The 23776-nt window shown below is 75.1% G+C and carries 17 protein-coding genes and 3 pseudogenes; 8 read left to right on the top strand and 12 right to left on the bottom strand.

All coding sequences use genetic code 11. The annotated features are described in order from the left end of the window. The first annotated feature begins 1 nt into the window (after position 1). From AB0947_RS00790 to mgt, 4 genes and pseudogenes are all read left to right on the top strand, one after another. The gene (locus AB0947_RS00790; protein WP_366748120.1) at positions 2-934 is read left to right on the top strand and encodes a sugar ABC transporter permease; all 933 of its coding nucleotides are present in this window, start codon (positions 2-4) and stop codon (positions 932-934) included. After that, complete coding sequence (locus AB0947_RS00785) at positions 931-1764, top strand: carbohydrate ABC transporter permease (protein ID WP_366748119.1); 834 nt, start codon at positions 931-933, stop codon at positions 1762-1764. The genes AB0947_RS00790 and AB0947_RS00785 overlap by 4 nt, the downstream gene beginning before the upstream one ends. After that, positions 1764-3062 (top strand): sugar ABC transporter substrate-binding protein, encoded by a 1299-nt coding sequence (locus AB0947_RS00780; RefSeq protein WP_366748118.1) that lies wholly within the window; start codon positions 1764-1766, stop codon positions 3060-3062. The genes AB0947_RS00785 and AB0947_RS00780 overlap by 1 nt, the downstream gene beginning before the upstream one ends. A gap of 69 nt (positions 3063-3131) precedes the next feature. Then, positions 3132-4374, top strand: a pseudogene (gene mgt / locus AB0947_RS00775) (macrolide-inactivating glycosyltransferase). A gap of 238 nt (positions 4375-4612) precedes the next feature. On the opposite strand, the gene AB0947_RS00770 reads toward mgt, so the two are convergent. Both AB0947_RS00770 and AB0947_RS00765 read right to left on the bottom strand, forming a co-directional pair. Then, a complete protein-coding gene (locus tag AB0947_RS00770) occupies positions 4613-5572 on the bottom strand; it encodes a hypothetical protein (RefSeq protein ID WP_366748117.1) in 960 nt (319 codons plus the stop codon). 105 nt (positions 5573-5677) lie between these two features. Then, positions 5678-7918, bottom strand: a complete 2241-nt coding sequence (locus AB0947_RS00765) for an MMPL family transporter (protein WP_366748116.1) — start codon at positions 7916-7918, stop codon at positions 5678-5680. Positions 7919-8187: 269 nt separating this feature from the next. On the opposite strand from AB0947_RS00765, the gene AB0947_RS00760 reads away from it, so the two are divergent. The 4 genes from AB0947_RS00760 to AB0947_RS00745 all read left to right on the top strand — a co-directional run bounded on the left by AB0947_RS00760 (position 8188) and on the right by AB0947_RS00745 (position 12108). After that, a complete protein-coding gene (locus AB0947_RS00760; RefSeq protein ID WP_366748115.1) occupies positions 8188-9270 on the top strand; it encodes a 2-dehydropantoate 2-reductase N-terminal domain-containing protein in 1083 nt (360 codons plus the stop codon). 10 nt (positions 9271-9280) lie between these two features. Further along, the gene (locus AB0947_RS00755; protein ID WP_366748114.1) at positions 9281-9943 is read left to right on the top strand and encodes a DsbA family protein; all 663 of its coding nucleotides are present in this window, start codon (positions 9281-9283) and stop codon (positions 9941-9943) included. Positions 9944-10186: 243 nt separating this feature from the next. Continuing rightward, positions 10187-11713: a hypothetical protein gene (locus tag AB0947_RS00750; RefSeq protein ID WP_366748113.1), complete on the top strand. Its 1527-nt coding sequence runs from the start codon at positions 10187-10189 to the stop codon at positions 11711-11713. A 71-nt stretch (positions 11714-11784) separates the two neighbouring features. After that, complete coding sequence (locus AB0947_RS00745; RefSeq protein WP_366748112.1) at positions 11785-12108, top strand: hypothetical protein; 324 nt, start codon at positions 11785-11787, stop codon at positions 12106-12108. 42 nt (positions 12109-12150) lie between these two features. Here AB0947_RS00745 and AB0947_RS00740 read toward each other — a convergent pair whose 3' ends face one another. The 10 genes and pseudogenes from AB0947_RS00740 to AB0947_RS00695 form a co-directional block, all read right to left on the bottom strand. Further along, positions 12151-13488: a protein kinase gene (locus AB0947_RS00740; RefSeq protein ID WP_366748111.1), complete on the bottom strand. Its 1338-nt coding sequence runs from the start codon at positions 13486-13488 to the stop codon at positions 12151-12153. Further along, positions 13489-14463, bottom strand: a complete 975-nt coding sequence (locus AB0947_RS00735; protein WP_366748110.1) for a PP2C family serine/threonine-protein phosphatase — start codon at positions 14461-14463, stop codon at positions 13489-13491. It abuts the gene before it with no gap. Beyond that, positions 14457-15125: a tellurium resistance protein gene (locus AB0947_RS00730; protein WP_366748430.1), complete on the bottom strand. Its 669-nt coding sequence runs from the start codon at positions 15123-15125 to the stop codon at positions 14457-14459. Before AB0947_RS00730 ends, AB0947_RS00735 begins: the two co-directional genes overlap by 7 nt. A gap of 83 nt (positions 15126-15208) precedes the next feature. Next, on the bottom strand, positions 15209-15334 hold the full coding sequence (locus tag AB0947_RS00725; protein WP_366748109.1) for a hypothetical protein: 126 nt from the start codon (positions 15332-15334) through the stop codon (positions 15209-15211). Next, a complete protein-coding gene (locus AB0947_RS00720; protein ID WP_366748108.1) occupies positions 15331-17007 on the bottom strand; it encodes a hypothetical protein in 1677 nt (558 codons plus the stop codon). The genes AB0947_RS00725 and AB0947_RS00720 overlap by 4 nt, the downstream gene beginning before the upstream one ends. Then, complete coding sequence (locus AB0947_RS00715; RefSeq protein ID WP_366748107.1) at positions 17004-19640, bottom strand: GTPase-associated protein 1-related protein; 2637 nt, start codon at positions 19638-19640, stop codon at positions 17004-17006. The genes AB0947_RS00720 and AB0947_RS00715 overlap by 4 nt, the downstream gene beginning before the upstream one ends. Continuing rightward, the gene (locus AB0947_RS00710; protein WP_366748106.1) at positions 19637-20908 is read right to left on the bottom strand and encodes a hypothetical protein; all 1272 of its coding nucleotides are present in this window, start codon (positions 20906-20908) and stop codon (positions 19637-19639) included. Before AB0947_RS00710 ends, AB0947_RS00715 begins: the two co-directional genes overlap by 4 nt. A 3-nt stretch (positions 20909-20911) precedes the next feature. Continuing rightward, on the bottom strand, positions 20912-23110 hold the full coding sequence (locus AB0947_RS00705; RefSeq protein ID WP_366748105.1) for a hypothetical protein: 2199 nt from the start codon (positions 23108-23110) through the stop codon (positions 20912-20914). 191 nt (positions 23111-23301) lie between these two features. Continuing rightward, a pseudogene (locus AB0947_RS00700) lies at positions 23302-23457 on the bottom strand (sirohydrochlorin chelatase); the annotation flags it as partial. A 16-nt stretch (positions 23458-23473) separates the two neighbouring features. After that, a pseudogene (locus tag AB0947_RS00695) lies at positions 23474-23628 on the bottom strand (sirohydrochlorin chelatase); the annotation flags it as partial. Positions 23629-23776 lie beyond the last annotated feature (148 nt).

The following is a 23776-nucleotide window of genomic DNA, read 5'->3' as shown; positions in this document are numbered from 1 at the left end:
CGTGACAGCAGCGGTCGAGGCGCGGACACCACCGGCCGGAGCGCGGCGGCCGGCCGGTCGCCGCGTCACCGATCACGGCGCCTGGTTCCTGGTCCTGCCCGCCCTCATCCCGGTCCTCCTGCTGAGCGTCGGCCCGCTGCTCTACGGCATCGGGCTGGCCTTCACCGACGCCCAGTCCGGCCGCACGTCCGCCACCCGGTGGACCGGCGCCCTGAACTTCCGGGACCTGCTGCACGACACCCTGTTCTGGGAGTCGTTCCGGATCGGGCTGGTCTGGGCGGCCGGCGTGACCGTGCCGCAGTTCCTGCTGGCGCTCGGCCTGGCCCTCCTCCTCAGCGGGGACTTACGCCTGCGCGGCCTGGCCCGCGCCCTCGCGATCGTGCCCTGGGCGATGCCCGAGGTCGTCGTCGGCATCATGTGGCGCCTCGTCTACAACCCGGACGCCGGCGTCCTCAACGAAACCCTGCGCGACCTCGGCCTCGGCACCGGCCGGGACTGGCTGAGCGGCCTGGCCACCGCGCTGCCCGCGGTGATCGTCGTCGGCGTCTGGGCGGGCCTGCCGCAGACCACGGTCGCCCTGCTCGCCGGACTGCAGAACGTCCCGCGCGAACTGCACGAGGCCGCGGCGGTCGACGGCGCGGGCGCCTGGCGCCGCTTCCGCACCGTCACCTGGCCCGCGCTCAGACCGGTGGCCCTCGCCATCACCTCGCTCAACCTCATCTGGAACCTCAACTCCTTCGCCCTGGTGTACGTGCTCACGAACGGCGGACCCGGCGGGAAGACCCGGCTGCCGATGCTCTTCGCCTACGAAGAGGCGTTCCGCTACGGTCAGTTCGGTTACGCGGCGGCGATGGGCTGCGTGCTCGTCGCGGTGGTCGCGGTGCTGCTCGCGGTGTTCCTGGCCGGCCGGCTGCGCGGCGGTGAGGACGCGTGAGGCCCCGCCGCGCGGCCCGCGCCGGACAGTACGCCGCCCTCCTCGGCTACCTGCTCTTCCTGGCCTTCCCCCTGCTGTGGCTGCTGTCCACCGCGCTCAAGTCCCCCCGCGAGCTGGGCAGCCCGCACCCGGCCTGGATCCCGCGCCACCCCACCTGGGCCAATGTCCGGCAGGCGTTCGCGGAGCAGCCGCTGGCACACGCCGCGCTGAACTCCCTGCTGGTGGCGCTCAGCACGGCCGTCGTCGCGGTCCTGCTCGCGACCCCGACGGCCTACGTCATGGCCCGGCACCGCTCCCGGCTGACCCGGGCCGCCACGGGGTGGGTGGTGGTCAGCCAGGCGTTCCCCTTCGTGCTGGTGATCATCCCGCTGTTCCTGGTGCTGAAGAACCTGCGGCTGGTCGATTCCCTGACCGGACTGGTGCTGGTGTACGTGGTGTGGGCGCTGCCGTTCGCGCTGTGGATGCTCACCGGGCACGTCCGGGCGGTGCCCGCCGAACTGGAGGAGGCGGCGGCCGTGGACGGCGCCGGGCGGCTGAGGACACTCGTGTCGGTGACCGCGCCGCTGCTGGCACCCGGCATCGCGGCGACGGCCCTGTTCGCGTTCGTCACCGCGTGGAACGAGTTCTTCTTCGCGCTGGTGCTGCTCAAGAGCCCGCAGAGGCAGACCCTGCCGGTGATCCTCACCCACTTCATCGGCGCGGAGGGCGTGGCCGACCTCGGCCCGCTCGCCGCCGCCGCGTTCCTCGCGACCCTGCCCTCCGTGGCCGTCTTCGCGCTCGTCCAGCGGCGGATCACGGGCGGCCTGCTCGCCGGGGCGGTGAAGAGCTGATGGGCGCCCAAGAGCTGTCGCGGACCAGAGGCGCCCTGGTCCTGGCCGTGCTCCTGCTGCTCCTCGCGGGCTGCTCCCCGGGCGGCCGGGCGGACGGCGGCCCGATCACCCTGCGCTTCCAGTCCCTGGCCTGGCAGCAGGAGTCCGTCACCGCCAACAAGGAGCTGGTGAAGGAGTGGAACGCGTCCCACCCGGACGTCAGGGTCGAGTACGTCCAGGGCAGCTGGGACGGCGTGCACGACCAGCTGCTCACCTCCTTCGAGGGCGGTGAGGCCCCCGATGTCATCCACGACGCCTCCGACGACCTCGCCGACTTCGCCCACGGCGGCTACCTCGCCGACCTGACCGGCCTGCTGCCCGCCCGGCTCAGGTCCGGCATACCGGAGAGCAGCTGGGAGGCGGCCGCCTTCGGGAACGGCGTCTACGGCGTGCCGTTCCTCCAGGAACCCCGTGTCCTGATCGCGAACACGGACCGGCTGCGCGCGGCCGGGGTGCGCATACCGACACCGGAACACCCGTGGAGCTGGGCGGAGTTCCGGCAGGTGGCCAAGCGGCTCAGCGGGCCCGGGCGGTACGGCGTGGCCTGGCCGCTGAGGGAGCCCGTCTCCGCCACGCTCAACCTGTCCCTGTCGGCGGGCGGGCGGCTGTTCCACCGGGGCGCGGACGGGAAGGTCACCGTGCGGTTCACGGCCGGGGACGCCGTCGTACCGCGCACCGTGCACGACCAGGTCGCCGTCGACCACAGCGCGCCCGCCTCCACGCTGGGCAGCGGCGGCTCGGACACGCTGCCGGGGTTCTTCGGCGGCCGGTACGCGATGGTCCCGCTGGGCTTCTCCTACCGTCAGCAGATCGCGCAGCAGGCTCCCGAGGGCTTCCGCTGGGAGGTGCTGCCCGCACCGGCGGGCGCCGACGGGCTCACCCAGGGCGTCAGCCCGCAGACGCTGTCCGTCTCCGCCGACTGCCCGCACAAGAAGGAGGCGGTCGCGTTCATCGACTTCCTGCTGCGGCCCCGGAACATGGTCCGCCTCGCCCTCGGCGACTGGATGCTGCCCACCGGCACCGAGGCCCTGAAGGACCCGGCCCTGCACACCACGGAGAACGGCTGGGCCACCGGCACCGCCCTGGCGTCCCGGCTGCGCCCGGCGCCCGCCCAGTCCGTGCGCGGCTACCCAGAGTGGAAGGACAAGGTCGCCACCCCGGCCTACCAGGAGTACTACAGCGGCGCCATCGGCCTCGCCGAACTGCGCCGCCGCCTGGAGAGGGACGGCAACCTGGTGCTGGCCCGCTACCAACGCTGAGCACGGCCGCCGGCCCGTGAGGGGCCCGGTCCGGCCGCGCACACGCCCTCGTACCGGACGGGAAATCGATTGAACGAGACGTCTCGTCTCGCCTAGCCTTCCCGGCATGACCGCACCCGCCCACATCGCCATGTTCTCCGTCGCCGCCCACGGCCACGTGAACCCCAGCCTGGAGGTGATCCGTGAACTCGTCGCCCGGGGGCACCACGTCACCTACGCCATCCCGCCCGTCTTCGCCGAGAAGGTGGCCGCCACCGGCGCCCGGCCCGTGCCCTACACCTCCACCCTGCCGGGTCCGGACGCCGACCCGGAGGCCTGGGGCACCACCCTGCTGGACAACGTGGAACCGTTCCTGGACAACGCCGTCCAGGCGCTCCCGCAGCTCGTCGAGGCCTACGCCGACGACACCCCCGACCTCGTCCTGTACGACATCACCTCCTACTCGGCCCGTGTCCTCGCCCACCGCTGGGGCGTCCCCGCGATCTCGCTCTCGCCGAACCTCGTCGCCTGGCAGGGCTACGAGGAGGAGGTCGCCGAGCCGATGTGGGCCGAGCCGAGGAAGACCGAGCGCGGACGGGCGTACTACGCCCGGTTCGCGGCGTGGCTGGCCGAGAACGGGATCAGCCAGGACCCGGACTCCTTCGCCGGGCACCCCGCGCGCTCCCTCGTGCTCATCCCGAAGGCGCTCCAGCCGCACGCCGACGGGGTGGACGAGCGCGTCCACTCCTTCGTCGGCGCCTGCCAGGGCGACCGCACCGACCAGGGCGACTGGCAGCGGCCCGCCGGTGCGGAGAAGGTCGTCCTGGTCTCGCTCGGCTCGGCCTTCACCAAGCAGCCCGCCTTCTACCGGGAGTGCGTGCGCGCCTTCGGCGACCTGCCCGGCTGGCATGTCGTCCTCCAGGTCGGCCGGCACGTGACCCGCGCCGAGCTGGGCGACGTGCCGGCCCGGGTCGAGGTGCGCGACTGGGTGCCGCAGCTGGCGATCCTGCGGCAGGCCGACCTGTTCGTCACGCACGCGGGCGCCGGCGGCAGCCAGGAGGGGCTGGCGACCGGGACGCCGATGATCGCCGTACCGCAGGCCGTCGACCAGTTCGGCAACGCCGACATGCTCCAGGGGCTCGGGGTCGCCCGGCACCTGCCCGCCGAGGAGGCCACCGCCGACCGCCTCCGCGAGGCCGGGCTTGCCCTGGTGGACGACCCCGAGGTCGCGCGCCGGCTCAAGGAGGTGCAGGCGGAGATGGCCCAGGAGGGCGGCACCCGGCGGGCGGCCGACCTCATCGAGGCCGAACTGCCGGGCCGCCGCCCGAGCTAGGGCCTGTCTGGCAATTCGCGTCTGCCGTGCGACGCCGTGCACGCTCCCCCACTGCCTCAACGGCGTGGGAGGTGCCCCCACTCGCCGCACCGGCCCCAGACCCAAGTACGTCCAGTACGAGGGCCTGGGGCCGGCGCCCCGAGAGCACGCACCTGACGCCGCACGGCCGCCCTCCGGGCGACGACGCGAATTGTCAGACAGGCCCTGGGCCCCGGCCACGGCAGGCCCTGGCCGGCCGTCAGAGGTACGCCGTGGTGTCGAGCCGGGCCTTGTAGATGATCGCTCCCGGCCGGGCCCGGTCGACCCCGCTGACGTTGAAGTGGACGTACTTCGTCCCGAAGGCGTTGCCGCCCGCCACCGCGCCCGTCCACATCTGCTCGCCGGAGGCATGGCGCACGTACGACTTCACCAGCTTGCGTGTGTGCAGGGTCGTCCGCCGCATCGCCGAGGTGTCGACCGCGTAGACGCCGTTGGTGTCGGTGACCAGGAGCCGGCCGGGGTGCTGGTGGTCCGGCTGGAGGTCGTGCGGGTGGTGGAAGCCGGTGAGCCGGCGGGCGGTGTCCTCCACCAGCCGTGCCGAACTCGCCGTCGTCACGATCCGGTACGCCTTCAGCACGGAGCCGCCCGCCGCCCACATCCGCTCCAGCCGCGGGTCCCACAGCAGGCCGTGCGCCTGGTGGAAGGGGATCGGCGCACCCGCGCGGACCAGCGAGCCGCTGTGGGCGCCGGTGGGCCGGAAGACGTGCAGGCTGCCGCCCTTGGCGTCGCCGCCGCCCGGACCGCTGCTGCGGCCGGCGACCACGACCACGCCGATGCCGGGGGCCCGCTCGATGGCGTGGGGGTAGTTGGGGACGTTCGCGTGCCACAGCAGCTTCTTGTCCCGGCGCCGGTAGATGCTCGCCGTCCCGCTGTCCGGGGTGCCGGTCACGGCGAGCAGGACCTGGCCGTCACCGCTCGTGTCGCGGAAGCGGTGCTCCATGGGATGGCCGGAACCCGCCGGGTTCAGCCGCCACTTGACGTGCGCGTCGGTGAACGGCTTGTTGCGGTCGAAGAGAAGGATTTTGCCGGAGTTCACGTCGCCGATGAGCACGTCGAACGCCGGTGGTGCCGCGGCGCCCGACGCGTGCGCGGGTGCGGCGGCCGGCAGCACGGCCGCGGGCACGGCCAGCGCGCCCTTGAGCAGACTCCGCCTGTCCATGTGGTTCCTCCCCCGTGAGACGGCGTACCTGTCGGACAACGAGAGCACGGACAGGGCCCGCCGGTTCCCAGCGGGAGCCGGCGGGCCCTGCGGCACCGGGCGGAATCAGACAGTCAGCCGCTCGCCCCGGTCGGGCACCGCCGCCACCGGCTCCGGGGTCTCGTCGTGGGTGAGGTCCGGCAGGCGGTGCAGCCACCTGGGCAGGTACCAGTTGCGCTCGCCGAGCAGCGCCATCACCGCCGGCAGCAGGACCCCCCGGATGACCGTGGCGTCGATCAGCACCGCCGCGGCCAGGCCCACGCCCATCTGCTTCATGGACTGCATGGAGAGCGTGCCGAAGATCGCGAACACGGCGACCATGATGACCGCGGCGCTGGTGACGACCCCGGCCGTGGTGACCACGCCGTGCCGGATCGCGTCCTTGGTGGTGCGGCCGCGCATCCGGGCCTCGCGGATGCGGGAGACCACGAACACGTGGTAGTCCATCGACAGCCCGAACAGGATCACGAAGAGGAACAGCGGCAGCCAGGTGACGATCGCGCCGACGCCCTCCGCGCCCACCAGCGAGGCGCCCCAGCCGTGCTGGAAGACGGCGACGAGGATGCCGTAGGCGGCGGCCACCGACAGCAGGTTGAGCACGATCGACGTGACCGCGACGGTCAGCGAGCGGAACGACAGCAGCATCAGCAGGAAGGCGAAGACGACCACGAACACGAAGACCGGGACGACGGAACCCATGAGCTGGTCGTTGAAGTCGTTGTTGCCCGCGACCTGCCCGGTCACCGGCGCCTCGACGCCGTCGACCTTGCCGAGCGTGGCGGGCCGCACCTCGTCGCGCAGTGTCTCGAGGCTCCGTGTCGCCCGGTCCCTGTCGGAGCCGCCGACCAGCGGCACGGACACCAGGGCCACGTTCCGGGCGCCGTACAGCTTGACGTCGACCGGGCCGCGCGAGGCGCCCGAGGTGACCGCCTGCCGCTGGAAGTCGGCCAGGGCCCGGCGGACTTCGGGGGCGTTGACGTCCTTGGCCCTGACGACGACCTGGGCGGGTTCGCTGCCGCCCGGGAAGGCGTCGTTGAGACGGTTGTACGTCTGCACGATCGGCAGCGAGTCGCCGAACTCCTGGTCCAGGGTGAGCTGCTGGGTCTTCATGCCGAGCGCGGGCGCGGCGACCGCCAGCAGCGCGCCGGCCGCGACGACGACCGAGACCAGCGGCCGGGCCAGCACACCCCGCAGCACGGCCGTCCAGAACCGGCTGTCCCCGTTCCCCGCACGCTTGCGGCGGCCCAGGAACGGAAGCCGTCCCTTCTCGACCCGCTCGCCGAGCAGCGACAGCAGCGCGGGCAGCACCGTGACCGAGCCGACCATGGCGACCGCCACCACCATCAGCGAGGCCAGGCCCATCGCCTCGAACTCGGCCAGTCCGGTGAACAGCATGCCCGCCATCGCCACGCACACCGTGACACCGGAGACGATGATCGCCCGGCCGCTGGTCGCGGCGGCGATCCGCAGGGCGGTGCCGGCGTCGCGGCCGGCCATCCGCTCCTCGCGCTCCCGGCGCAGGTAGAACAGGCAGTAGTCGACGCCGACGGCCATACCGACCAGCAGCATCACGGAGTTGGCGGTGTCGCTCATCGGCTGGAGGTGGCTGACCAGGCCCATCAGGCCCATCGTCGCCATGATCGCGGTGATCGCCAGGGCCACCGGCAGCAGCGCGGCCACCAGCGCGCCGAACGCGATCAGCAGGATGCCGAGGGCCACCGGCACCGCCGAGTACTCGGCCTGCTGGAAGTCGTCCCCGAAGGCGTCCTTGTACTGCTTCTGCATGCTGGCGCCGCCGATCTCCTCGATCCGCAGCGTGCCGTGGTCCTTCTGCACCCTGGCGACGGCCTCGAGCACCGGCTCGATCCGGTCGGCGGCCGTCTCCGCGTCACCGCGCACGTCGAACTGGACCAGCGCGCTGCGGCCGTCCCGGGAGACGGTGTGCGTGTCGTACGGCGAGGTCACGCCCGTCACCTTGCCGGTGCCCCGGACGGCCTCGACCACGTCGGCGACGGCCGCGCGGAACGGCGGGCTGGTGGCCTTGACGGCGGCGTCCTTCGACTGGATGAGGACCGTCTCCCCGGCCGGCTCCTTGATCCCGGCGTCGTCGATGATCGTCGCGGCGGTGTGCGTCTCGCCCTTGAGCTGGTCGCTCTCGTTCACGTCGACCCGGCCCGCGGCCGAGCCGAGGCCCATCGCCAGGACGACGAACAACACCCATATGCCGACGGCCGCCCAGCGGTGCCGGGCGCTCCAGCCGCCGGCGCGGGCGGCCAGCCCCCGCACCCGCACCTCTGTGTTCCCCATGTCTGCCCCCTCGTGTGCGGTGACGGCCCCCTGCCGCCACGTTCCCTTGCTCCTGTTCGACGGTAGGGGCGGGATAAAGCCATCTCGTCGTACTGCCCGGTGAACCGCGCGGGGCCCGGATCACCGCTGGGGAGGACGGCGGCCCCTTACATCTATCGCCGGCTCTCGGGGGCGGCTCTCAGGGACGCGGTGCCCGGCCGGCCCGGCCGGCGCGCGACCGGGCACGCGCTGGGCGCCGCCGGGCCGGACGTGTGTGCGAGGCTCTGCCCATGCGCTACATCATCATCGGGGCCGGCGCGGTCGGCGGTGCCGTCGGCGGGCGGCTGGCCCAGGCCGGCCGGGAGGTCGTCCTCGTCGCCCGTGGCCCGCACCTGGCGGCCCTGCGCGACCACGGACTGCGACTGCGGGTTCCCCAGGGGGAGTCGGCGTACCGGCTGCCCGCCGTCGACGGGCCGGGACCGCTCGGCGAACTGCGCGCCGACGACGTCCTCGTCCTCGCCGTGAAGACCCAGGACACCGTGGCCGCCCTGGACGCCTGGGGGGACGCGCCCGTCGCCGGCGGCGGCACCGCGGCCGAAGCGCTGCCGCTGGTCTGCCTGCAGAACGGCGTGGGAAGCGGCCGGCTGGCGCTGCGCCGCTTCCGGCACGTGTACGGCGTGTGCGTCTGGCTGCCGTCGACCTTCGTGGAGCCCGGCGTGGTCTCCGCCGCGGGCAGCCCGCTCACCGGCGTCCTGCACCTCGGCCGCGTCCCGCACGGCACCGACGACACCGCGCGCCGGATCGCCACCGACCTCGCGGACGCCCGCTTCGAGGCGCCGGTGGTCGCCGACGTGGCGCGCTGGCAGTACGCCAAGCTCCTGGGAAACCTCGGCAACGCGCTGGAAGCGGTCAGCGGGCCGGTGGCCGGCGAGGAGGCGCGGGCCCTGTTCGCGCGCGTGCGGGCCGAGGGGGAGGCAGTGCTGGACGCCGCCGGCATCCCGTACGCCGGCGTGGCGGAGCAGCGCGTGGCGCGCGGCGACAAGGTCACCCTGGTCCCGCTGGACGGCGCTCCGCGCGGCGGCGGCTCCTCCTGGCAGTCCCTGGTCCGGGGCACCGGCACCATCGAGGCGGACTACCTCAACGGCGAGATCGTCCTGCTCGGCCGGCTGCACGGCGTCCCCACCCCGCTGAACGAACTGCTGCAGGTCCTCGCCAACCGGTTCGCCCGGGAGCACCGGGCGGCGGGCTCGCTGCCCGTCGCCGATCTGGTCCGACTGGCCGACGAGGCGGTGCGGCGCGTGACCGCCAGCGCTGAAATGGACCAAAGAATGCGCAGTGGATTGGGTCGGGATTCCGGACCACCGGCGCATTAGCGTCGGTGTCATGACGCACAGCACCACGGACACGGACGCGGACACCGCCGCCACGGTCACCGCCACCGCCCCGGCCCGGGTCGACTTCTTCTTCGACCCCGCCTGCCCCTTCGCCTGGATCACCTCCCGCTGGCTGCTGGAGGTGGAGCGGCTGCGCCCGCTCGACCTCCGGTTCCGGGTGATGAGCCTGTACCTGCACAACACCGGCAACGACCTGCCCGACTGGTACCGCGACCTGGTGGACCGCTCGATCGGGCCCGTGCGGGTCGCCGTGGCCGCCGCCGAACGGTACGGCGACAAGGTGCTGCGCGACCTGTACACCGCGTTCGGCACCCGCATCCACGAACAGGGCGTCGAGGACTTCGACACGGTGATCACCGAGTCACTGGCCGGTCTCGGGCTCCCCGCCGGCCTGTCGGCCGCCGCCCACGACCCCTCGTACGACGACGCGGTCCGCCGCGGCCACGAGGCCGGCGCCGAGCCGGAGACCGGCGGCTACGTCGGCACGCCCACCCTCCACGTCGACGGCACCGTGTGGTTCGGCCCCGTGCTGCGCGCCGTCCCGCGCGGCGCCGAGGCGGCCGAACTCTTCGACAGCTTCCGGGTGTTGGCCCGGCACCCGGACTTCTTCGAACTGAAGCGCACCCGCACCGGCGCGCTCCGGTTCGACTGACCCGGAGCAGGTTGGCCGATAAACGCCCCTCCGGCGCTCCGGCCGCACCGGACGTGTGACACGGCGGCGCCGTCCGGCGCAGAACCAAGAGCCGCCGCGGTCCGACGTCACAGGGGAGCGCCGGACCGCGGCGGCCGATACCACAAGACCGTCCCCCCGCACCGCCCCTCGCCGAACCGGGCGACAAACCCGCCGGGTTGTCCCTAGGGTGAACCGCGCGGAAGGTTTGAGGGGGACGGACGGATGAGTGTGACGGGCAGGGCGTTGCCGTCATTGCCGCAGTACCGCAAGGACGGGGTGACCCGGCGCCTGTGCGCCTCGGTGCACCTCGACGACGACTTCGCCCTGTACGCCGACCGGATGCTCACCGGGGACCGCCTCAACGCCCTCGGGCTCAGCCTCAACATCAACTTCGTCGCCCTCGCCCGGCACGCGCGCGTGGCCACCCGCCGCCGCGCCGCCCTCGACCGCCGGCTCGCCTGCCTCCAGACGGCCGTACCCCTCGCGCTCCTCGTCGGACTGTGGGGGCTGGTCAACGGACACCGGTCACTCGGATGGGTGGCGATTTTCGGCCCTCTCGGCGCCTACGCGGTCGCCTGGACACTGGTCCGCCACACCCAGGCACGCAGCCGCGACACGGCACGGGACGTGTTCCTCGCCACCGACCGACCCGAGCAGACCGCACCCCCGGTGGAACCCGAGGCCGAGGCGGCGCTGCACGACTTGAAGCGCGCCAACGTCCTGCCCTACGCCGACGAGGCCGCCTACACCAAGCCGTTCGTCGGCAGCGGCGACAAGATCAAGGAAACCGTCTGGCAGCCCATCGACGTCAGCAGACCCGCCGACGCCCCGGGCGGCGGAAAACTCCCGCTGCGCCCGTTCGACGTCATCGACCTGCACACCTACGTGGCGCGGCACATGGAGAACATCTCCGGGCTCCAGGGACTGCGGGCCAGGAACCGGCTCTACGTCCTCGGCAGCAACGCCCACCTCATACCCGAGCTGGTGCCCGACCCCACCCGCCGGCCCCGCGCCCAGATCCCCAGGCAACTCGTGCAGGCCGGCCTGCAGACGCCGGGGGCGGGCATGCGCACCCACCTGTGCCTGGAACGCGTCGGCGAGGGCGGCCGGCTCATCGTCTCCATGTACCTGCGGGCGATCCTCCAGCACCCCAGCCTGACCTGGGAGGTGGCCGCCTACGCGATACCGCCGCTGGACGGCCGCTTCTACCGCGTGGACCGGCTCCCGGTCGACCCCTGGGAACGCTGGTGGGACCTGTTCCGCTACGCCACCCGCCGCACCGGCCCCGAACTGCGCGGCGCCCTCGGCCGCATCCTGCGGCGCCACCGCTGGCGCAGCGACCACGACCGGGCGCTGGCCAGGGCCCGCCGCGCCATCACCCGGCAGCACGTCCGCCACGACTACGGCGCCACGGGCAGCCTGCGCGAGGACCTCGGCGCCTGGGACGAGGCCGGCTACACCGAACGCACCGACGCGCAGGACTTCCTGTTCCGGCTCCAGCAGGGCGTGCTGACCGCCACGGAACGGTTCCTGCGGGACCACGACATCGACACCGGTTCCTTCGACAAGGCCGTACAGGTCATCAACGCGCAGACCTACAACATCGGTAACGTCAGCGGCCCCAGCAACTTCGGCGCCCAGGGGACGATCCTCCTGGGCGGGCAGCAAGGGCCCGGCCCCCAGGGCGGCCCGGGAGCCCAGGGCGGCCCCGGTCCCGCGGGATCAGGCCCGCCCGCGCCGAAGCCGTAACCGCACACCCCACCCATCCGACGGCTCCTCCGGTCCGGGGCGCGCCGCCGGACCGCGAGCGAGGACAGGACATGAGCACCTACAACTTCGGCAACGTCAACGGCCCCGCCAACTTCGGCGACCACGGGCAGATCCAGGTCAACCACGCCCACCCCGACCTGCCCACCATGATGGACCTCGCGCAGCGGCTCACCGACACGCTGCGCGCCGAGTACCCGGAACTGGTGCCCCAGGGCGAGATCATCCAGGCCCAGTTCCAGGAGTCCGCCGAGGACGGCCTGCCGCCGAACCGCGGCCGGATCCGCTCCGCGCTGGAGACGATCGCCATCGCGGCCTCGGCCGGCACCGGCAGCCTCGCCTTCACCCAGCAGCTCATCAATGCCCTGGGACTGTGACCGGCCGGAGCCCCGCCGCCCCGGGGCTTCGGCCCTGCCACGTCACCGGGCCCGCACCACCGCCCGGACCCCGCCGCCGAGGTCGAGGTCGAGCCCCGACCGCAGCGGCACCGTCTGACCGGGCTCGATCTTCTGCACGGTGCCGTCCGAGCGGGTGCCCGTCCAGGTCTCCCGCGAGCGGTTGGCGAGCCCGAACCGCCCCGGCTTCTTCGGGTGTTCGACCAGCTCCGCGACGAGCGCCGCGTCCGAGCAGTCGTGCCGCGCCGGCTCCGGCAGCAGATGGTGGGCCTGCACCCGGGCGGCGCGGCGCAGCCGGATGTGGTGCTCGGTGCGGGGCGGGGGAGTGGTCACCGTCAGCCGCGGCGGCAGCACCAGCCGGGCCCCGCACCCCCAGCAGTCCCGCGGCGGCGGGTTCTCGCCCGGCTCCGTCATGTTCTGCCGCCCGCACGAGGCGCACTCGACCACCGCGTCCAGCACCGCCCGCAGCGCGTCCCGCCACTCCGACTCCCGCACCCGGGCCGCGGGATCACGCAGCCCCGTCGTGAACGACCGCCGGAACAGCTCCCGCAGCCGCTCCGCCGCCGCGTCCCAGGTGGCCAGCACGGTCGCGTGCTCCAGCGGGTCCGGCGCGTTGGCGTCGTCCGCCGGGTCGAACACGAACAGCGGGCTCCTGCCGTACAGCTTGCGCTCCGCGGCCTCGTCCAGGCAGTGGATGCCCAGCTCGCGCCGGCCCTTGAGCGGGTGGTGGTTCATCAGCAGCATGAACAGCAGCACCGCGAGCGAATGCAGGTCGGACTGGGTGCCCGGACGCGCGCCCGGGTCCGCGCGCACCAGCTCCGGCGCCATGAACTCCATGGTCCCCGAGATGCCGCTGGCGTCGCCCTCCACCACCGCGTTGTCGTTGTCGCAGACCAGCACGTCACCGGTGTCCGGGTCGAAGAAGATGTTCCCCCAGGAGATGTCCCGGTAGGCGATGCCCCGCGAGTGCAGCGCCTGATAGGCCTCCACCGTGTACAGGCAGGCCGTCAGCAGCGCGCGCGGGCTGGTGCGCAACTGCCGCCGGAACAGCGCCGGAAGCCCCTTGTAGCGGTCCGGGCGCAGCCCCATCAGATAGCCGAACGAGCCGCGGTGCTCCGGCACGAAGGCCTCCGGCCACAGGAAGCGGCCGTCGGCGAAGTCCCGGGTCACCAGCTCCCGTACGATCGCCTCCTGGCCGGCGGTCGCACAGGTCGGGTAGTACCACTTCAGGGCCCGTTCCCCGTCCGGTGTCCGGACCCGGTACACCTCGCCCTGGCCGCCCGCGCCGAGGAAGCCGAGGACCTCGACGTCGTCACCGTTCTCCGCCGCGAGGCGCGTCCCGCCATCGAGCATGCCGCTCATCTACGTCTCCGTTGTCCGTTCCATGTCCACCTCGCCGCCGTCCGGTCCGGGTGGTGTCCGCGCGTCCGCCGTACCGTGCTCCACGGGCTCCTCCGGGCCGCCGGGGTCACCGGGGGCCGCCGGGGCGTCCGCGAGGGCCCGTACCGGGCGCACCGCCGCTGCCAGGGTCGTGTCGTCCCCGGAGTAGCGGGACGCCTGGGCGAGCCAGTCCGGCAGGGCCTCGCGGACACCCGCGCCGCCCTCCTGGGCGAGCCGCCCGGCCAGCCCGCTGACGAACTCGCGGTAGCCGTCGGCCGACGCGAAGCTCTTCGACAGGCCGTCCGTGGAGAGCACGACCAGCCGCGGCACCCGCGCCTCCTCGAACACCGGCGCCCAGTGCATCCGCATCGCCCGCCACGCCTCCCGCCCGCACAACGACTCGGTCTCGTCGCCCAGGTCCTCCTCGGCCGGTGCGAGCGGCCGGACCAGCGTGCCGTCGTGCTCCACCACCGCGAGGTCACCGTCGCCGATCTGCCAGGCCACGAACAGCCACGGCGTGAGCACCGCGCCGATCAGCGTGGTGCCGTACAGCACCAGCTTCTCCTCGGTCCCCGGCTCCCGGGAGGCCTCCTCCACCACCGGGCGGTTGCGGACCCAGTGGCCGAGGGCCTCCTGCCGCCACTCGTGCACCAGCGCCCGCGGGAAGTCGTCCCGGGCGTACGTCATCAGCCGGGCGAGCCGCCCCGGCTCGTGGCAGTCGTGCGCCGCCCGCCCGAAGGCACCGGCCAGCACCAGGAACCGGTCCACGGCGAACCGCGCGCCGAGCGCGCTGCGCGCGTGCACCGCCGAGCCGTGTCCGTCGGCCACCGCCAGGACCAGCGGGTCCGGGCCGGACCCGGTGCCCTGGCAGGCGTACCAGTCCTGGTTGCGCCGCTTGCCGACGCCCTGGACGCTGCCGGCCAGCGTCTCCCACCGCCGCACCCCGAGCGTCACCACACGTCGTCGTCATCGTCGTCGTCCAGCACCGGCGGCGCGTACGGCTGTTTCGCCGTGCTCACCCCGGACCCGTCACCGGCGACCGGCTGGGAGGCCGCCTTCACGGCCGCCGTCGACGCCCAGCGGATCGCCGCCGCCAGCTGCTTGGGGTTGTTGGCGTCCAGCGGCTGGAGCTCCGGGTTGCCGAGGAACTCCTGGAGCACCCCGCGGTCCGCGTCCGCGCCGATCGCGATGGCCACCCGGACCGCCTTGCGGCCCCACGGGGTGGCGTCCACGGCCTTCAGGCCCGCCTTCCAGTCGTCGGTGGGCACCCCGTCCGACACCAGCGCCAGCACCGGCTTCAGTGCCCGCTGCGGCATCGGCGGCGTCTGGAGTTCGCGCGCCACCAGGTGCAGCGCCTCACCGAGGTTGGTCATGCCGTCGACCTGCACGTCCTGCCAGGTGAAGTCGTCCACCGGGACCGGGGTCTGGTGGTGCCACTGCGCGGCCGTGGAGAAGGTGAGGGTGCGCAGCAGCAGCTGGGCCGCGGGATTGTCGTGGGCCACCGACCGCATCTCCGGGACGGCCTCCCTGATCGCGTAGTTGAGCTTGGCGATCTTCTCGCCCTGCATCGAGTACGAGCAGTCGAGCAGCCAGATGAAGTGGACCGGCCGGTTGGCCATCGGCCCGCCGGGAATGTCACTCACGCCGTCAGTTCCTTTCAGGTGAGCGGGGATCATGTGGAAGCAGGTCGTCAGGTCGGGCGTCAGGGCCGGGGCAGCACCAGCCAGACCCCGAGGACGAGCGCGGCGGCCGCGAGGACCAGGGCGGCGACGAACAGGCCCGCCATCACCCGCCGGGCCCGGCCGGCGGACGGAGTCACATGGTTCATGCCGGGGTGTACCCGCCTTCCCTGTCGCCGTCCGGCCGCCGCCGGGGCCACGGCACCCGGCCCGCCCCGCCGCCCGCCCGCCCGGCCAGCGGGCCGGTGCGCAGCCCGGAGGCGGCGAGGAGCCACAGCACCGGTTCGGCGGCGCGCCGCTGCTCGCTCTCCAGCGGGCCGGTGCCGGTGGCCGCGTGGGAGCTGACCGCCCAGTAGCGGGCCGCCCCGAAGTCGTGGCCGAGGGCCCGCACCAGCGCGCCCAGGCCGATGTCACCGAGCCAGTGGTCGATCCGGCCGTCGCCGGGCACCGGCAGCGAGGTCAGCCGGTCCAGCACGTCCCGCTTGGTGACGACCGCGGCCACCGGCAGCCGGCGCCGCCGCCCGGTCAGCGCGGCCAGCTCGCCGGTCAGCCGCTCGTACGTCGTCCGCGGGCCCTGCGCCGAGGGCCGCGCCCGCTGTGCCCGCTCGGCGTCCGCCGGACCGAGCCGGCCGCGCACCGTGGGATCGGCGAGGACGTCGGCGACCAGGACGACTCCGTCCGCGTGCGCCAGGTACCCCTGCGCACGCACCCGTTCGGCGTCGCTCACGGACTCGCCCATCGGGTCGTACAGGTACAGCAGCCGGCGCCGCCGGCCCCGGGCCACGGTGAGCATGAGGGCGCGCGGCGGCCCACCGGTCGTGGCGTGCGCCCAGCCGGACTGGTTCAGCTGCCGGCTGACGCCCGCGTGGGCGCCGCGGTCGGCGGAGGTGGCCCACTCGACGCGCAGCCGGCCCTCCCGGGCCCAGGAGTGCAGCCCCTCCACCATGGCCGCCATCAGCATCGTCTTGCCGGAGGAGGTGCCGCCGACCAGCGGTGTGTGCACCACCCGGGTGGTGGCCACCGCCTGCGGCAGGACCTGCTCGCAGCGCGGGCACAGCGCCGACAGCCTGCCCCGCCCGGTCAGCCGGGTGGCGGGCAGCCTGCGCCCGCAGCCGCACACGTGCCACAGGGCGCCGTACCGGCCCGGCCGCAGCTCGGCGTGGCGGGCCGGGCAGCCGGGGCAGCGGTGCACGGCCAGCGGCACCGGCGCGTAACAGCCGGGGTGGGGGCAGGTCGTGCGCAGGCCCCGCAGCAGCGCCCAGCCGCGCTCCAGCCCGCGCAGCAGGGGCACCGCCGCCGCCCAGCCGAGCCAGACCACGCCGAGCAGCAGCGCGAGGACCAGCAGGGCCCAGCCGAGCAGCACGGTCGCGAGGACCGCGCCGATCAGCGCGCCCGCCGCCGTACCGGGGGCGATCAGGGTGACCATCAGGAACCGGCCGAGCGACGCCCGGACCCGGCGCCCCCGGGGACGCCGGCCGCGGAACAGGTTCCGTACGGTCCGGTCCATCCAGGGGTCGGTGAAGGCCCGCCACAGCATCCGCATGCCGTCCCGGGCGGCACTCGCCGCGTCCGCCCACGACTGCCGCCACCAGTAGGCGAGTTCGGCGGGCTCGGCGGCCCCGACACCGGGCAGCCGCGGGTCCAGGCGGCCCGCCTGCCACGGCCCGAGCCCCCGCCACACCGCGCGCACACCCCGCCCGAGGAACTCCCACAGCGTCCGGAACAGGCACACCGCGACGGCGACCAGCCCCGACCAGACGAACAGGGCCAGCAGCACCTGCGCCGCGAGGTGCAGGTCCGCGTCACCGCCTCCGGCGTTCACCGGGCACCTCCGCCGGCGGGCGGCTGGACGTCCCCGTGCCAGGTCGCCCCGGCGTCCTCGCGGCGCCCGCGCCCGGTCAGCCGGCCCGCGAGCCGGCCCAGGGCACCCGGCCGGTTCCACGCGCGGTACGCGTCCAGCCGCCCCCGGCCGGTGCGCCGCAGCGCCTCCTCGACCGCCGCCCGGTCCTCGGCGGGCAGCGCCCGCACCACCGGCCGCAGCACCTTGGCCAGCAGCGCCGTACGGGTCGCCTCCCAGCCCGGATGGGTGTCCTGGTACGCGGTCCAGTCGCAGAAGCGGGCGGCGGCGTACGACGGCACGGTCCGCAGCCGCTCGGCCACCGCGGCACCGCGCGCCGCCCGCTCGTAGGCCGCCAGCAGCGCCGGGTCGCCCGAGCGGGCCAGCGCGTACAGCTCGCTCTCCGGCACCGGCACGGTCAGCAGCCGCCGGGCGAGGGCGTCGTGCACCCGCCGGGTCACCTGGTCCGGTACGGGCTCGACCGCGCCGTCCCGCAGCGCCCGGACCCGTTCCACCCAGTTCTCGCCCTCGCCGTCGGTGCCGAGCAGCGCGGTGAACTCCAGCAGGAGCAGCGGCACCCGGTGCGCCGGGGCCAGTTCCGTGGTGAAGCTGCGCAGCAGGTCGGCGGCGAGCAGCGGGACGGCGGCGTCCTCGGCCGGGGCGGCCAGCGCGGCGGCGACCAGCACGTCCCGGGTGCCGGCCAGCCGGTGCGCGTCCGAGCCCAGCTCGTTCAGCAGCAGGCTCGCCTCCTCGCCGGTGGGCGGCTCGTCGGGCCACACCAGACGGAACGCCGTGTGCAGGACGGCGGGATCGGCGTGCGGCGAGACCCCGGCGGTGTGCAGCACCGCGCGCAGCCGGCCGCGCCGGTCACCGCCGGCCGGACCGGCCGCGCTCCCGAGGACGCACATCCGCAGATGCGGGAAGCGCGGGTCCGGGGCGAGGGGCAGCCCGGACCCCGCGAGCCGTCCGGCGACCGCGACGGGATGAGCCGCCGCGAGCGCGTTCAGTGCCCCGAACAGGGCGGTGCGCAGGGCGGGGTGGGCGTGTACGGCGTCGAGGAGGGCGGCGTCGGACCGGACGCCCACCGGCCTGGCGCCCACAGGCTCCGCGCCCACCGGCACCTGGTCGCCGGCCGGCTCCGCGACCACCCGCGCCTGGTCGCCCGTCGGCTCTGCGGTCGCCCGCGTCCGGTCATCCGGGTCCGCGCTCACCAGCTCCCGGGCGGCCCGGCCCGCGAACTCAGGGAGCAGGTCGGTGCAGTCGACGTCGAGCAGGTCGGCGACGCGCAGCAGTTCCAGGGGCCGGCCGATCGCCGGTCCGGTGGCGTCCGCGATGCCGTGCCGCAGGTCCGGCGCGAGGTCCCGGGCCAGCGCGGTCCTGACCTCCGGAGTCAGCGAGCCCGCCCCCAGCACGGGCACCGGGCCCCGGCCGCGGACCGCCAGGGTCAGCACCCGCGCGGCGAGCGGCGCCGACACGGCCGTGGGTACCTGCCCGTCCAGCCGGGCCAGCAGCGCGGCCAGGGCGACCGGTTCACCGTCCCCGAAGTCCCCGGAAACCGTGGCGCCCCCGGAGTCTCCGGAGTCCCCGGCATCGCCGGGGTCCTTTCCGGTCTCCCGTGCCAGCTCCCCGATCAGGGCCGTCAGCGTCGGCTCCGGCAGTGCGGCGGCGTGGTCCGTGGCCCAGCGGGCCGCCGCGGCCCGGGCGGCGGCGGGCAGGCCGATGCGCTCGGCGAGCGCGGTGACGGCGAGGGGACCGGGCTCACCGGCGGTGTCCCCGGCGCCGCGGACCGTGTCGCGGAACAGCTCCGGCCGCCCGGCCGTCCAGATCCGCGCGCAGACCTCGGCCCAGACGTCCGCCACGGGCTCCGCTGCGGCCCGGCCGGTGCCGTCGTGCACCCGGAACCGGTGGTCGTGCCCGACCGGCTCCGACGAGGGCAGCGCCCCGACGATCTGCTGGCGGGCCTGCTGCGGGCGCCGCGTGTACGTGGTGAACGTCAGCCGGTGTGCCAGCTCGCGCGGCAGGACCGTACAGGCCAGCGCGATCCACTGGGCCACGTCCGCGCTGTCCCGCTCCACCAGCACGATCTGCCGGGCGTCGCTGCCGTCGGCCAGTGTGCGCAGGTCGGCGAAGAACGCGGCGAGCCGGTCCGCGCGGGACCGGGCGAACGCCACGAGCCCGTCCCGGCGCAGCAGCCCCGACGGCGCGAACCGGTCGATCGGCTCCGGCCGGCCGCCCGGCGGGGTGGCCTCCGCCCAGCGCGGCGACTCCCACGCGGTGATCGGCAGCGCGCCGTCCGGCAGCCGGACGCCGGGAGGCAGGTGCACGGCGTGCGCGTGGAAGTTGCCCCACCGCCCGCTGTAGTCCGCACCGGTGTACACCGACCGGCACAACAGCCGTCCACCGTCGGACAGTTCGGTGCAGCTCAGGGAGCGCGGGAAGGACTTCAGCTGCTCGCCGTCCGGCCGGTCCGGCAGGTCGCGCGGCGGCTCGTACCCGATGAGCTGTTCGGCCTCCCGCAGCAGCGTGGCCGGTACGCCGGGGCTGACGGCGGTGAAGCGGAAGCCGGACCCGTCCGGGCCGGGCGGTGCCGAGGTGTAGTGCAGCTGGGCGAGGTTCACCGCACACGCTCCTTGCCGGCCGTGGCCCTGTCCTTGCCGGCCGTGCGGACGGGCAGCAGCCCGCGCAGGGACAGCAGCCACAGCAGCGGGTCCTCCACCCGCACCGCCTGCGGCCCCGACTTCGGCACGTCCGCCGGGGCGTTCGCGGGCGGTGGCGCGCCCAGCGCCGACAGTCCGAACAGCGACAACCGGTCGAAGTCGTGCTCCAGTTGGCGCAGCAGCGCGCCCGAGTCCCAGTCGGTGAGCAGGGCGCGGAGTTCCTCGTGGACGGCGAGCCGGTCCTCCGCGTCGTAGGCGCCGCCGGGGTGCGGGGCGTTGCGCAGCAGCGGGGAGTGCGGTTCGAGCAGGGGCCTGAGCATGTCCGTCTTGGTGACGGCCACGGCGATCGGGGTGGTCACCCGGCCGCCGGCCTTGCCCTTGCCGTGGGTGCGCAGCTGGGCGGCGAGGTCGGCGGCGATCTGCCGGGGCGAGGTCTCCACCACGGGCAGCGGCGGGCCGTCGTGCACCGGCAACCGGTCGCGCACGGAGCCGAGTTGCAGCGGGTCGACCAGCAGGATGATGCCGTCGGCGGCGCTCAGGTAGCGGGTGTAGCGGTCCATCGCCTCGGCGTCCGCGAGGTCCTCGCCGGCCGCGTCGAAGAAGACCAGTGTGGTGTGCCGGGTGCCGGAGCCGCACAGCAGCCCGCGCCGGGGCAGGCTGAGCCGGTACAGCAGCGGGTCGTTGAAACCGAGCGCGGCCGGCCGGGTGGCGTCGGGCAGCCGCAGCCGCTCGTACAGGTCCTCGGCCATCTCCCTGTCCCGGGCCTGCGTGTGCTGCCCCATCGCCGCCAGCGACGCGTGGTAGGCCTGGCCCACCCGGTGGTCCAGCTCGTTGCGCAGGACGGCGACATAGGTGCTCTTGCCGGACGCCTTGGCGCCGACCAGGGCGATGATCCTGCTGTCCTGGTCGCAGTAGTCGCTCGGCAGGTCGCTGTGGCAGGACCCGCACACCCGCACCGGCGTCGGCACCCCGCAGTCGGGGCAGGGCACGCTGCTGCCGGAGCCGCCGGGCCCGGCGAGTCCGGCGAGCCTGCGCGCCGGGGCGAACACCGGGCCGCGCATCCGGGCCGCCGGGGGCACGCCCGGCCCCATGAACGCGGCCCAGGTCTCGTCCGGCCGCGGCCCGCAGGGCGCGCCGCCGCGCACGCCGTTCGGCGTCATCAGGCAGCGGTACGGCAGTCGGGACGCCGACGCGCGGGTGAAGCAGTAGGGGCAGATCACGGTCGTCATGGCTCAGCGCACCACCAGGCTGGTGAGAGAGGGTTCCTCGAGTCGGACCGAGGCGGCGTGCTCCCCGAGCAGGAAGCCGCGCAGGGTGTAGGGGGGCGGGCAGGGGGCGGCCGGCAGCTCCCGTTCGAGGCTGCCGTGCCGCGCCAGTTCGGGCCCGGGGATCCGCAGCACGGTGGTGCCGTCGGCGGCGTCGCGCGGGCGGAGGGTGCCGCCGCGGGCGACGCACACGAACTCCGGGACCTCCGCGAGGCCGTGGGGCGCGCTGAGCGTGACCCGCAGCAGCGTACGACGGTTACGGCCGAGCAACCTCCGTGGGGGCCGGACCAGTTGGTAGGAGACGGCGGCGTCCGCCGGGACCAGCGCCTCGGCCGCGTCGGGCACCACGACCACCGCGCCGGGCACCCGGGGCACCGGGGCGGCCCGCACCCGGACGGCCCCCGGGCCGACGGGCAGGTGCAGTCCGCCGCGGCGGTAGGCGTGCGCGGTGACCGTGCGCTCCCCGCCGCCCGTCGATCCCACCGGCGTCCAGCCGACCACCAGGTGCGGGACGTCCTCGGGCCAGTCCAGGACGATCCGCGCCCGCCCGTCCGGGAGCCGGTGGGCGCTGATCCCGGGCACGGGCCGTACGGCCTCCACGCCGACCACCGGCCCCGCGAGCGCCCGCGCCCCGCGTACGGCGACGGCGGCGACCTCGGTGTACGTGCCGGGCGGCGGACACGGGGCGCCCGCCGGTCCGGGCCAGTCCAGCGGGGGCGGCAGCGCGTCGGTGCGCAGCTCGGTGCCCGGCTCCGGCGCCCCGCCGGGCCAGGTCACCAGCCGGACCTCGGCGCCCTGCGCCCCGGTCCAGGCGAACCGTACGGCGCCCCCTTCCACGGGCCGTGCGGTCAGCGTGCGCACGGGCTCGGGCCAGGGGTGCACGGTGGCGGTCGTGCGCAGGCCGGGGGAGGGGACCGTGCGGCCGTCGGACGTCCGGTAGTGGCACACGATGCGGAAGACGTGGTCGCCGGGCGGCAGGCCGGTCGCGGTGAACCCGTCGGCGCGGGCGGTGAGGTGCGCGGTGCCTCCGTCCGGCCCGGTGTGTTCGACCGTGACCTCGGCGGCGGCGTCGGGCCGCCGCCAGGAGCCGTCGATCCGCGCGGGGCCGTCCGTCAGCACCGGGTGCTCCACCTCGGGGGCGACGAGCAGCCGCCGGGACACCAGCGGCGGCCCGTCCACCACGCCGTCGCGCAGCGGCAGGGCGGCGTACCGGACCGTGCCGCCCGGTTCGGCACCGGTGTCCCGCACCGGGCCGGCGGCGGTGGCGGAGCCGGGGACACCGCGCACGGCGGGCTTGCCCCGGCCGTCCCGGTACAGCCGCAGCAGCCGCCACTCGCCGGGCGTCTCCCGGTCGTCCTTCCAGGTCAACTCGATGTGGTCGGCGCGGAGTTCGGCGCCGAGCGCGGGCCGGCGGCCGTGCAGGCGGACCAGTCCGCCCAGGGCCCGCCGGTCGTCGCAGGCCGTCCGCAGCGCCCGCAGGTACGCGGCGCCCGCCGCCTCCCGGTCGCCCCGCTCCTCGGCCCGCCGTCCCTCCCGCAGGGCGTCCCGCACGGCGCGCAGCCGCTCGGCCGTCCCGTCCCGCACGGCCGCGAGCGCCGGGTCGGCGCCGCTCGCGGGCAGCCGGTCCAGCAGGGTGCGCAGCCGGTGCAGCCGGGCCTGTGCCAGTGCGTCGGCCAGGGACTCGGCGGCGTCCCGCTGCGGCCGGTCGAGCCGGGGGCGCAGCCGGGCCGCCGCGAGCAGACCGGCCGCCTCGTCGGGGTGGACGCCGGCCTCGCGCACGGCGGAGCCGCGGTCGCCCTCGGGGCGCTCCTGGAGCAGGTTGATCAGCTGGTAGAGGACGATCCGGCGGGGCGCCTGCGGGTCGGCGCGGTGCAGTTCGGCCAGCCGCGCGGCGAGCGGGGCGACGGCGGCATCCGCGGACCGGGCCAGCCCCTCCAGCAGCGGCGCGTCCACCCGGCGCCGGCCGTGCGTCCCGGCGGGCACGAACAGCCCGTCCAGGACCCGTAACCCGCCGGTGCCCGCCCCCAGCACCTCCCCGAGGTGACGCAGGCCCGCCGCGTGCTGGGCGGCGGCGAGGGCGCCGTACCCGGGCACGAGCGGGCTGAGCGGCAGACCCGACAGGGCCCTGGGCAGCCCCAGGTGACACCCGAACTCCCGACCGGCCACGCGAACCGTTCTCCCCCGATAGTGCTCAGGGGTCCATCCCAGCAGATCCACAAGTGCCCGGGAGGGATTTTCGAGGAAACCGAGCAGGTGGGAGCGTGCCGTGACGAGCGGGGGCACCGGGGTGCCCCCGGCGGCCACAAGGGAGCCGCGGCGAATCCGCACGCCGGCGGCGCGACACGGCCGCGCGGCGGTTACGCGCCGAGTGCGGTCAGGGCCGGCCGGCGCGTGCTGTCGTACCGTTTCCGCACGACCTGCGCCACCTCCGGTGCGGGGCCGAGCAACTTCGGCGAGGACGTCCGGTGCGGCAGGAAGCCGGGGGCCGGCGCGTACGGGGCGACGGCGATCCGCCGCTCCGCGCGGCGGTTACGCGCCGAGTGCCGCCAGGGCCGGCCGGCGCGTGCTGTCGTACCGTTTCCGCACGACCTGCGCCACCTCCGGTGCTGGGCCGAGCACTTCGGCGAGGACGTCCGGTGCGGCAGGAAGCCGGGGGCCGGCGCGTACGGGGCGACGGCGATCCGCCGCTCTGCGTGGCGGTTACGCGCCGAGTGCGGTCAGGGCCGGCCGGCGCGCGCTGTCGTACCGTTTCCGCACGACCTGCGCCACCTCCGGTGCTGGGCCGAGCACTTCGGCGAGGACGTCCGGTGCGGCAGGAAGCCGGGGGCCGGC

It is taken from the genome of Streptomyces sp. NPDC047841 (genome assembly GCF_040704085.1).
GTDB lineage: Bacteria > Actinomycetota > Actinomycetes > Streptomycetales > Streptomycetaceae > Streptomyces > Streptomyces argyrophylli.
The sequence above is the reverse complement of the archived record's forward strand: the minus strand, read 5'-3'. Positions and strand labels throughout refer to the sequence as shown.